Origin of the sequence: Klebsiella sp. ME-303 (genome assembly GCF_007910085.1) — a bacterium.
Lineage (GTDB): Bacteria > Pseudomonadota > Gammaproteobacteria > Enterobacterales > Enterobacteriaceae > Klebsiella > Klebsiella michiganensis.
Genome location: NZ_VOJB01000037.1, coordinates 1 through 10471 on the forward strand (window position 1 = coordinate 1; position 10471 = coordinate 10471).

Consider the following 10471-nt stretch of genomic DNA (forward strand, 5'->3'; position numbering starts at 1 on the left):
ATTTTTTTGATAAAACTGATGTTTGTATTGAGCCTTCATTCATGAAGGCTCAATACTAGCTTTCTCTATTGCAGATCTTTTTCCTTCAAAAATTTACTAACCAAATCAGCAACCTGCACATTATTTAAATCAGAGAACGGGAAGTGGGTATTCCCTTTGATTCCCACTTCAGGCAGATGCGTCACCGTAACATCCCCGCCATGCTTGTTCACCACGTCACGCCACTCGCGGGCCATCGCCAGACGTACGCGCCAGCTGTCCTGCGCGGGCATGGCTACCGGTTTATCCGGTATGTTATCGCCGTAAATAATCAGAATCGGGATTTTGGTCAGTGCCATAAACTGCTCCATTGGCACAGGCTCACCCTTCAGCGTGTCGAACGCGCTTGGCATAGGGGCTGGGAGTTCTTTTTCCGGGAAGACAAAGCTGCTGCCAGGCTCGAAGGCGACAATGGCTTTGACCTTGTTGTTTTTCATCGCCGTGTACCAGCCCGGTCCACCACCCTGAGAGTGGGTGAAGAGGATAGCCGGGCCGGATTTATCCACGACGGCGGACATCGCATCAGAGATGACATTGATATCAAACGGCCCGGTATTTGGGGTCATCTGACGGAAATACTGATTCAGTGCTTCTTTGTCGTGAGAAAACTGAACACCTTTAAAATACTCTGGCCACACGCCAACGCGGAACTGGTTGAACCACATTTGTTCATCCGGTTTAGGCGTAACAGTACCTTCTACAGTCGTGCGCCCGGCGCTGCCCCGACGCGGCTGATCGACAAGATAAGTTGAGAACCCGCGACGCAGGAAGATGTTCTGGAACCCTTCGCGACCATCCGGGGTACTTTCCCAGGTACGGGAGAACTGACCTGCGCCGTGCAGCATGACGATAGGGTATTTATGCGGATTCTCCGGGATTTGGTAGAACACTGAGGCATGATCGCCATGATAGGTTTGGCCAGCTGAATCCAGCGGCTTTTTTGCATCAAATGTTCCTGGTGCGGTGATGATAGTGCCACCAGCAGAAAAGCTTCCCTGTTCCTGAATGACCAGCGGCTCGGCATAGACCGACTGAGCCACCAGGCCGCCCGCCATTACGCAGATGGCCAGCGTTTTTAAGATTGTCTTCAAGATTACATCCTCTGTTATGTTTGCCGCTCAATCATATCTGAGTAGTCAGCGTTAATTATTTAGCACCCCTGATTGCCCTTATTTGGCAGACTCATGAATGCGGACGATTAACTGCGTATTGTCTCTAACCAACTTGTTACCGTTTCAGTGGTTCTTCGCTCCTGGTCGCATTCAATGACCAGCGGTTTTTCCCGACGCGCAGTTGGGGCGAGACTGGCAAGGATGTCGTCGCTGTCTCCTTTACCGTAGCCACCGTGAGTAATAAAGGGGATGAGTAATTTGCCCGCAAGGTTGTGGCTGCTGAGAAATGCTTGCACTACAGGCGGCACGCTGGTCCCCCAGATCGGAAAGCCTAAATACACGGTCTCGTAGCGTGAGGTATCTGCAACGCTATTTTTTAATGCCGGTTTTACGCCTCGCTCACGCTCTTTTTTCGCCTGTTCAACGGTCTGAAAATAGTCTTCCGGATAAGGCGTAGCCGGTTCGATTTCAAACAGATCGGTATTCAGGCTGCGGTGAATGACGCCCGCAATCACCCGTGTATTTCCGCTGCGGGAAAAGTACGCCACCAGAACACGGCTTTTACCCTGCTCGTTTGCGGTTCCGGTCGCAGCTGAGGCAAAAGAAACGTTCGCCAGTGTGAGCCCGGCAAGTGCGGTGATTAACATTCTGCGGTTGGGATCATGCTCCATAACCCACTCCTAATTGTTTGCGAGCGCCTGCTGCAGCGCCTTTTCAGCTCGCGTTGCTGCATCACTTTCGCCATCTTCACGCAGAACCTGTGCCAGCTGGCGCAGCTGCGCTGCCGTCAGGCCGACCCGCATGCTGGCTCGCGTATGCGACAGCAGTTGTGATTCGACGCCCGGCGTGGCCGCTAATGCGCCAACCGTTGCCAGCTCGCGGCTTTGCCAGTCGAGGTTATCGCGGGCGAAAATGTCGCCGAAAAGGTGCGTTTGCAGGAACTGGTTAATGACCGGGGTAAAATCAAACAGCGGGCCCTGGACGGGAGCGCCAGAGATTTTCGTCTGGTTTGCGGTACCGACACGGCGAAGCTCATCCCCGACAGGGATCGGGGCAACCGGTTCTTTACCCTCAACGTCTTCGATGCCACGTTGTTTACGTGCTTCGACGACCTTCATCAGTTCACTAAGCGCATTCAGGCTACGAGGGAAGCCCGTGTAGGCATAGAGCTGGACGAGAATCTCTTTGGTTTCGTTTATCGTGAGTCCTGCGTCAAGACCCTGATTCAGGGCTGCATTCAGCTTATCTATCTGACTGCTGGCCATCGATGCGGCAATCAACGGGATGGCCTGTTGGCGGGCTGACAGCATATCTGAAACCGATTGTTCGTGGTTCATGTCTGAGGCTCCTTTATTGACGGGGGCAGCATTTGCCGCGAGGCCAAAACCAAAGGTCAGCAGTACCGCTGCCGCTAATGCTTTAATGGGCGTGGTATTGTTCATCTGTCACTTTCTCCATCCAGTTAACGCTTTTGCCATCCACAATCCCGGTTATCGCCAGATGCGTCATCGCACTGCCGGGAGCCGCCCCGTGCCAGTGTTTGACCCCTGCGGGGCAAGAGACAACGTCACCGGCGCGGATAACCTGCACCGGCTGCCCTTCTTGTTGGGTGAGCCCAACACCAGAGGTCACAATCAGCCGCTGACCTGCCGGATGCATATGCCAGGCGGAACGAGCGCCGGGTTCAAACGTGACATAAGCCCCGGAAACAGGGATGTCGTTATCCGGTTTGAAGAGAGGATCAACCCTGACGCGACCGGTAAAGTTCTCGGCTGGCCCGTACACCGCGTTCTGACTTCCTGCGGGTGCGATATTGACAGCGGGATTTTGCTCCGCTGCCCAGGATGAAAATGTGAAGAGGGGCAGTAACAGCCCGAGGTAACGTAAATGTCCGATCATGCAAAGCGTCCTTATCAATGAAGAGGGGATTGCCTGCGATGATTTTATCGAGGGAGTAATGACGTCAGGCTGACGCCCCCCTGACAATTCTGTCAGTTAACCCGGGTCCCGGCTCAGCGCCGGATTGAGCATTGCCCGCCGCTTTATCCGCTTGTATCGCAAAGGTGAGGCCAAATGTATTGATGCCGCCTTCACTACGGGCAAAGACATCTCCCCGGTGCATAATAGCGACGGCACGCACGATCGACAGGCCCAGCCCATGATGGGTATCACTCCTGGCTCGGGAGTTGTCAACGCGATAGAACCGCTCGAAAAGCCGGTGTAAGTGCTCTGATGCTATCGGATCGCCCGGGTTTGAAACTTCAACACAGGCTTGATTGTTTTTTTCGCTTAAGCGTACCGTAACCGTTCTATTGAATGGTGAGTGTCTTGCGCTGTTTTCCAGCAAATTAGCCAGCGATCGGTGGAACAGTCGCCGGTCAATGTGCGCAGTGACGTCGCCCTCAACATCCAGAGAGAGCTGTTTTTCAGCAAACGAGGGTTCAACGTACTCCGCTGTTTTCAGGGTTTCTTCCCGCAGGGAAACCTGCGTAAGCTGGGAAGCATGTTCACCCGCGTGAGCATGGGACAGGAACAGCATGTCGTTAACTATCGAAGTCATGCGTTCAAGTTCTTCCAGATTGGAACCCAATAACTCTTCCAGTTCATCCTGCGAACGTCGGCGCGAGAGACCCAGTTGCGTCTGGCCGATAAGGTTTGTCAGCGGTGTACGGAGTTCATGCGCAACATCGGCATTAAAGCTTTCGAGCTGTCGCCAGGCGATCTCTTGCCGTTCCAGCACACCATTAAAAGATGATGCTAATTGCTGTAATTCGTCAGGTAATGCTTCGGTATTCAGGCGCTGGCCATGGTTCCCTGGAGCAAGATGCCGGGCCTGTTTACTGAGCGCCCCAACGGGACGAAGACCGATCCTTGAGACGACGTATCCCAGTAAGGCGACAATGACGACGCCCAGCGCGGTAATGATCAGCAATGTACGCGTGAACGCATCGAGTGTGCCCATGTACGGCGTGGAGTCGATGGCAACCACATAGCGCAACTCAGGCCGCTCACCGTTGGCGGGGATAGTTTTCACTAGCAGGAACAGCGAGCATGCACCTTCCGATGCACCGGGCACTTTATTAAAACCTTCCTGCAAAGAAGACCACTGAACACCCACTGGTGGTGTCCCCCCCATACTGAAGTGCGGGTTATCGCTCACTATCCAGTAGCGAACGCGTTCACCTTCAGAATTGGTTAACACGGTGAATTTATTGGCAAGCAGTGACCAGCCGTCAGCCGAGGTTCGTGCGGTGATCCACGGACTCATTAATGATTCCCGGAACAACAGTTCGTTGTGCATCTGCTTTTGCAAAGAATCATGCAAAGAGCTTCTAAGCAGGATACCGATAACGGATACAATCAGCAGCGCGGATAAGGCAAACATCAGCGCCAGGTGAACGGAGATGGAACGCTCAGGCATGCTTATCCCCTTCATTTATTCGGACCGCACTTCAAGGACATACCCCATGCCACGAACGGTATGCAGTAGTTTGATATCGAACGGAGCATCCACTTTGGCCCGAAGTCGTTTAATGGCCACTTCAACCACGTTGGCATCGCTGTCAAAATTCATGTCCCATATCTGCTCCGCAATCATCATTTTTGACAGAATCTCCCCCTGATGCCGGGCCAGAAGGCTCAGCAAGGAAAACTCTTTCGCTGTCAGTTCCAGCCTTGTTCCGGCGCGGAATACCCGGCGAGCCAGCAGATCCAGATGCAGATCGTGAATTTGCAGTTGCGTGATATCTGCTCCATCCGTTGCACGGCGCCGCACCAGAGCCTGAATGCGCGCTACCAGCTCAATAAGTGAAAAGGGTTTTGGAAGATAATCATCAGCACCAAGTCGGAGCCCTTTTACGCGCTCGTCGACTGAACCCCGTGCAGAGAGCATCAGCACCGGCGTCTGTTTGACTGCTCGCACACCCTCAAGTACCCGATATCCATCCATCCCCGGCAACATTACATCAAGGATTATCGCGTCGTAGTCGAACTCCAGCGCGTAATGAAGACCTTCAGCTCCATCTGCAGAGACATCTACCGTAAATCCGGACTCACTCAACGCACGGTTGAGATAGGTTGACGTTTTTTCTTCATCTTCGACTAACAACAGGCGCATAACGGGACTTCCTCTTAACTTTTCAACGGTGCTTCAACATCGGAATAAACCTGCACGGCATCCGGCAGACGTTGACCCTGAATAGTGATGGCATCCAGTGAGCGGGTGAGCGCGGTCAATTCTGCGGAATTCAGCGACACGCCGGTAGCCGCTGTGTTTTGCAGCATATGGTCTTTATTGGTGGTGCCAGGGATGGGAACTATCCAGGGTTTACGGGCCAGGAGCCATGCCAGCGCAATCTGACCCGGTGCGGCATTTTTTCTTATTGCCCAGGATTTCAGTAGCGCTACCAGCTGTAAGTTGTGTGGCAGGTTATCAGGCGAGAAGCGCGTTTCTGTCGCGCGGAAATCACCGGCAGCGAACCGGGTATTCTCATCAATCCAGCCCGTTAAAAATTGCACGCCGAGCGGGCTCCATGGCACGAATCCAATGCCCAGCTCTTCACACACCGGAAGTACCTGCTTTTCGGGGCCGCGCCAGAGCATGGAGTATTCACTTTGTACGGCGGTAACGGGTAATGCTGCATGGGCGCGTCTCAACGTGTTGATGCCCATTTCAGACAGACCCCAGTGCAGAACTTTCCCTTGATCCATTAAATCTTTAACCACACCGGCGACATCTTCGATTGGGATCTGCGGATCAACCCGGTGCTGATACAGTAAATCGATACGATCGGTACGCAGGCGTTTGAGCATGTTCTCGACGACCTGTCTGATATGCTCCGGCCTGCTGTTAAGGCCCGGCAGACGTTTACCCGTCTGTTGGTCAATGTTCCAGCCAAACTTGGTGGCGATAACGATTTTGTCCCTGAATGGGGCGACGCCTTCCCCGAGGATTTTTTCGACTTCAAATGGGCCGTAGGCTTCAGCAGCATCGAAGAACGTTACCCCTTCATCAAATGCCCCGTGGATAACATTGATCATCTCGGGACGCCAGGGAACGGACGTGTCGTATTTTCGGCTCATGTTCTGGACACCCAAACCGACGGCAGAAACTTCCAGCTTCCCGAGTTTACGCTTGCCCGGAGCAGCATTGCGTTGGCTGGTTTGTCTGGATGAATCGACCTGAGAGGTTTGGCTCGCCGCCGATACGTGCGGAATCAGCGAGGCGGCGGCAATACCCGCCCCGGCGACTAATAGCTTGCGCCGCTCTGGCATTGTTGGGGCATTCTGTCTTTTCATTGATCGCTCCTTTTCTCAGAAAACTGAACATGAATCTCATTTAAGAGAGACCATTCTGCCTCCTGATTGCCAACATAAAGCTGACGGTTACCTGACAGCGTTGTCAGGAACTCTTACCCATTCCAGTCTGTTTCCTGACAAAAATGTTATTTCCCTGTCACGATGCTGACAGCCCTCTCCGCCTAATCTGAGCCTGCAAATTTGATTCCGCGAGCCTGAATAACCAGGCCGACACTCATCGGGAGAGACCATGAAATTCACGCTTATCAGTGCAATGCTACTCACGGCAATGGCTGGAGTGACCTCAGTCAATGCGGCTGATTACAAAAAAAATCCATTCACACTGGCCTATGACGGTGCCATTACTGAGAACGTCAAAGGCAAGGTCAACATTCACCCCGTGAAATACGATCTGCATGGCATCCAGATTGCTGCGAATGTCTATACCCCTGCTAACTACGATCCCGCCAAAAAATACCCTGCTGTAGTGGTGGCACATCCTAATGGCGGCGTAAAAGAACAGGTCGCCGGGTTGTATGCCCAGCGTCTCGCCGAACAGGGCTACATCACGATTACCGCCGATGCGGCTTATCAGGGCGCTAGCGGTGGGATGCCTCGCAGCGTGGATAAACCCGCTAACCGCATCGAGGATGTTCATGGCATGGCTGATTACATCAGCCAGTATCCGGGCGTTGATACTTCCCGCCTCGGTCTGCTTGGCATTTGCGGAGGTGGCGGGTATTCACTTGTTGCCGCCGAAACTGATAAACGATTCAAATCGATCGCAACCATCAGCATGTTTAATTCAGGCCTTGTGCGCCGCAACGGTATGCAGGATTCACAGCTCGATACTATCCAGCAGCGTCTTCAGCAGGCTTCTGAGGCACGCGCTCAGGAAGCTGCAGGAGGAGAAGTGCTTTACTCCGGCGATGCCAACCTGACTGATGAACAGATTGCTAAATTACCTTTTGCCTTATATCGTCAGGGCTACGAGTACTACTGGAAAACCCACGCCCACCCGAACTCCACGTTTAAATACACCACCAGCAGTCTGCTGGATTTGATGAGCTTTGACGTAACGGACCATATCAATCTCATCAATAAACCGCTGCTGATGATTGCCGGTACAAAAGCGGATACGCTCTATATGACTGAAGATGCGTTCGCAAAAGCCACCGGTACGAAGGACAAAGAACTCTTCCTGATCGATGGCGCTACCCATATCGAAACGTATTGGGTGCCAAAATATGTTGATAAGGCAATGCAAAAGTTAGACGTCTTCTTCGATAAAAATATTTAGTTAGCCTCCAATGACGCCCCAGCCGCGCAGGCTGGGGTATATCCATCAGCTGTAGCCATTTTCCGCTTGCGTGTTCACGCGATAGACCCAGATTAACGAAGTTGGGGTTAAAGATAATTACGCTGCTTAAATAGACGCTATGAATGGAATTCATAGACCTAATCTGGAACCGGGAATGAAAACGATGGGCCTGATGTGACAGGATGGATCGGGAGAGAGTGAATCATTCACTTCAAATTACTTTCAGGCGGAGAAGCAAATGAGTACGCAAGAGCCAACATTTAGTGAGGTAGTAAAAAACAGATACTCGGCTAGAGCCTTTCTTCCATCTCCCATCCCCAGCGATATCCTCAAAGACATTTTGCTCGAAGCGCAATGCGCACCATCCAACTGCAATACTCAACCCTGGACCCTGCATATTGTTGCAGGAGATAAACTTCGTGAATTAAGCCACGCACTGACGGAAGATCTGAGGGCTGGGAACTACAGCCTTGATTTTACGTTTGATAAAGAAGCTTATCCCTAGCCATTCAGGCAACGGGCTTCGGAGCAGGGGCGCTCGTACTATCAGGCACTGGGCGTTGCGCGGGGGGATAACTTAAGTCGCTCAGAAGTGGTCGAGCGTAATGTGAGATTTTTCGGCGCGCCTCATGTTGCCCTGCTATTCATTCCTGCTGTAGGGGACAACGTTCGCGTAGCCTCAGACGCCGGTATGTATGCGCAGACATTCCTGCTTTCTCTGGCAGCTCGCGGTTACGCAGGTGTTCCACAGGCAGTGCTGAGTTATTTTGCCCAAACGGTGCGTAGGCTATTGAATGTTCCTGAAGGTTTCAGGCTGCTTTACGGTATTTCATTGGGGATCCCAGATAAAACGCATCCCTCCCTGAGTTACAGGGAAGGGCGGGTATCTCTGGACGAAAGTGTCGTCTGGCATCAATAACGACGTTTTATTTCTTTATCTGAACGGTCAGTGCCATCAGGGCGCTGGCTGCTGTAAACAACGCAATTATCCAGCCCAACGTCCATGGTGTGCCATCACTGAACAGGGCAAGAAGAAGTGAAGAGATGATGCCGCTGCCGTATTGTAACGCGCCCATTAGCGCCGATGCGGAGCCAGCCACATTAGGCACTGCGTCCAGAGCGCAAGCCGTGGATGTCGCCGCGATGATGCCATTCATAGAGAAGAACACGAACACAGCGCCGACAATCACGGTAATTCCACCTACGCCCAGGCCGGTGGTGACTGCCAGCACTATTGCCGCAATAGCGGCGATGAATACGGCATTCCTGAGCAACGCTTCCAGTGGATAGCGGTGAACCAGACGTCTGTTGACCATGCTCACCGCCATCAGTCCAACAATGTTTACTGCAAACAGCCAACCGTAATGCTGCGGGTCAACGCCGAAGTACGTGATGTACACAAACGGGGAACCCGTGATAAACGCATAGGCAGCGACGTAATAGAACGTCAGGCACAAAGTAAACCGCATGTATCTGGCGTTGGTGAGCAAGGCATAGTAGTTGTGAAAAGCTTTGATTACGGAGGCTTGTGAGCGTTTTTCAGCAGGTAATGTCTCCGGTAGCCAGAATAAAGACATCAGCATTAATGCTCCGATAATCGCCAGCAGCCAGAAAATGGCATGCCACGAGGTGACTTTAATCATCTGCCCACCGATCAGGGGCCCGGCAATCGGCGCGATGGCCATAATTATCATCAGAGTCGAAAGCATTTGTGCTGCACGAGTGCGGCTAAACAGGTCACGGATCATTGCTCGAGCCAGCATCGGCCCGGTACAGGCACCTAACGCCTGAAAAACACGCCAGAAGACTATTTGCACGATATCCGTTGATAACGCGCAGCCCACCGAGCCGACGATGAACAGACCTAAACCGATAAACAGCGGCAGTCGACGACCATAACGATCGCTAATCGGTCCCCAAATCAGTTGTGCAATGCAAAAACCGATAAGGAACCCTGTGATTGTCAGCTCTGCTTCACCCTGTAAATCCTTTGCCATGACGGGCATAGCCGGAAGATAAATGTCGGTTGATAAAGAGGTAACAGCCATTAGGGCGCTCAGAATGAGCAAAAATGATAGACCAGTTTTTTTTACTGTAGTTGAGTGAGTTCGTGCCTGTTGATTAAGCATGGTAATCCGTTGAGCATGAAGAGATAGGGGGATGTTAACGGGTTTGTGCTCGCTGATAATCACAGGCAGGAGGATTGGGACTATGAGTGATATTCATTAATCGAAAAGATCAGTGCAGGTTTTGTGAAGTCAACGATAAGCAGCATTCTCATCGTGGGGCCTCTTCCAGTATATGGCTTAAGTCGCCAGTACCACATGCCACGCAATAACGTTCACCGTGGTAATTGTTGCCGCAGCCGCTACAGTGCCAGTCAGTCCTGAGTATCACGGGTTGAGCATCCGCCACGTAACGGCGCAACTTAAGAATTCGTCTTACTTCCTTTTCCACTGGATTTACATACGGGCAGTGCTGTCGCCCGTTCTCCGTTAGATCGTCGGGCCGGTGTTCAAACCACGGGCGTTCGTTGATGTATTCAGGATGGTATTGCAGCACGCTACCGCAGAGGTGGCAGGTATAACGATCGTAAGGGGCGGTCTGCGCAGTACGGGCACCGGTCAGACGACCATTCCCGTCGAGAGCGAGGAAAGATTTGGCGTACATAGTACAGCTCCTTACCGCCAGACAACACACA

General features: G+C 52.4%; 10 protein-coding genes and 1 pseudogene. 2 read left to right on the top strand and 9 right to left on the bottom strand.

What is annotated here, in order from left to right; translation table 11 throughout:
- Positions 1-65 precede the first annotated feature (65 nt).
- The 7 genes from FQK12_RS00565 to FQK12_RS00595 form a co-directional block, all read right to left on the bottom strand.
- Positions 66-1130, bottom strand: coding sequence for an alpha/beta hydrolase (locus FQK12_RS00565; protein WP_014226771.1), 1065 nt, complete (start codon positions 1128-1130; stop codon positions 66-68).
- A 107-nt stretch (positions 1131-1237) separates the two neighbouring features.
- Positions 1238-1822, bottom strand: coding sequence for a flavodoxin (locus tag FQK12_RS00570; RefSeq protein WP_014226770.1), 585 nt, complete (start codon positions 1820-1822; stop codon positions 1238-1240).
- 9 nt (positions 1823-1831) lie between these two features.
- On the bottom strand, positions 1832-2593 hold the full coding sequence (locus FQK12_RS00575) for a carboxymuconolactone decarboxylase family protein (RefSeq protein WP_014226769.1): 762 nt from the start codon (positions 2591-2593) through the stop codon (positions 1832-1834).
- Positions 2571-3050 carry a cupin domain-containing protein gene (locus FQK12_RS00580; RefSeq protein WP_014226768.1) on the bottom strand — a complete coding sequence of 160 codons (480 nt, stop codon included), beginning with the start codon at positions 3048-3050 and terminating at the stop codon, positions 2571-2573. Before FQK12_RS00580 ends, FQK12_RS00575 begins: the two co-directional genes overlap by 23 nt.
- Positions 3051-3114: 64 nt before the next feature.
- Entirely contained in the window at positions 3115-4572 is a 1458-nt protein-coding gene (locus tag FQK12_RS00585; RefSeq protein ID WP_041165255.1) for a heavy metal sensor histidine kinase, read from the bottom strand.
- A 15-nt stretch (positions 4573-4587) separates the two neighbouring features.
- Positions 4588-5268, bottom strand: a complete 681-nt coding sequence (locus FQK12_RS00590; protein ID WP_014226766.1) for a heavy metal response regulator transcription factor — start codon at positions 5266-5268, stop codon at positions 4588-4590.
- Between the two features lie 14 nt (positions 5269-5282).
- Positions 5283-6449 (bottom strand): aldo/keto reductase, encoded by a 1167-nt coding sequence (locus tag FQK12_RS00595; protein ID WP_173636737.1) that lies wholly within the window; start codon positions 6447-6449, stop codon positions 5283-5285.
- A 274-nt stretch (positions 6450-6723) separates the two neighbouring features.
- Between FQK12_RS00595 and FQK12_RS00600 the strand changes: the two genes are divergently transcribed.
- Both FQK12_RS00600 and FQK12_RS00605 read left to right on the top strand, forming a co-directional pair.
- On the top strand, positions 6724-7749 hold the full coding sequence (locus FQK12_RS00600) for an alpha/beta hydrolase (protein WP_227499152.1): 1026 nt from the start codon (positions 6724-6726) through the stop codon (positions 7747-7749).
- A 259-nt stretch (positions 7750-8008) separates the two neighbouring features.
- Positions 8009-8689: pseudogene (locus FQK12_RS00605) on the top strand (nitroreductase).
- 7 nt (positions 8690-8696) lie between these two features.
- Here the strand turns inward: FQK12_RS00605 and FQK12_RS00610 are convergent.
- Positions 8697-9899, bottom strand: coding sequence for a multidrug effflux MFS transporter (locus FQK12_RS00610; RefSeq protein ID WP_014226762.1), 1203 nt, complete (start codon positions 9897-9899; stop codon positions 8697-8699).
- A gap of 148 nt (positions 9900-10047) precedes the next feature.
- The gene (locus tag FQK12_RS00615; protein WP_014226761.1) at positions 10048-10440 is read right to left on the bottom strand and encodes a putative zinc ribbon protein; all 393 of its coding nucleotides are present in this window, start codon (positions 10438-10440) and stop codon (positions 10048-10050) included.
- Between the last annotated feature and the right edge of the window lie 31 nt (positions 10441-10471).

Coding starts and splice junctions, on each gene's coding strand:
- FQK12_RS00570 (WP_014226770.1), bottom strand. CDS start 1,822: ATGGAGCATGATCCCAACCGCAGAATGTTAATCACCGCACTTGCCGGG.
- FQK12_RS00575 (WP_014226769.1), bottom strand. CDS start 2,593: ATGAACAATACCACGCCCATTAAAGCATTAGCGGCAGCGGTACTGCTG.
- FQK12_RS00580 (WP_014226768.1), bottom strand. CDS start 3,050: ATGATCGGACATTTACGTTACCTCGGGCTGTTACTGCCCCTCTTCACA.
- FQK12_RS00585 (WP_041165255.1), bottom strand. CDS start 4,572: ATGCCTGAGCGTTCCATCTCCGTTCACCTGGCGCTGATGTTTGCCTTA.
- FQK12_RS00590 (WP_014226766.1), bottom strand. CDS start 5,268: ATGCGCCTGTTGTTAGTCGAAGATGAAGAAAAAACGTCAACCTATCTC.
- FQK12_RS00595 (WP_173636737.1), bottom strand. CDS start 6,449: ATGAAAAGACAGAATGCCCCAACAATGCCAGAGCGGCGCAAGCTATTA.
- FQK12_RS00600 (WP_227499152.1), top strand. CDS start 6,724: ATGCTACTCACGGCAATGGCTGGAGTGACCTCAGTCAATGCGGCTGAT.
- FQK12_RS00610 (WP_014226762.1), bottom strand. CDS start 9,899: ATGCTTAATCAACAGGCACGAACTCACTCAACTACAGTAAAAAAAACT.
- FQK12_RS00615 (WP_014226761.1), bottom strand. CDS start 10,440: ATGTACGCCAAATCTTTCCTCGCTCTCGACGGGAATGGTCGTCTGACC.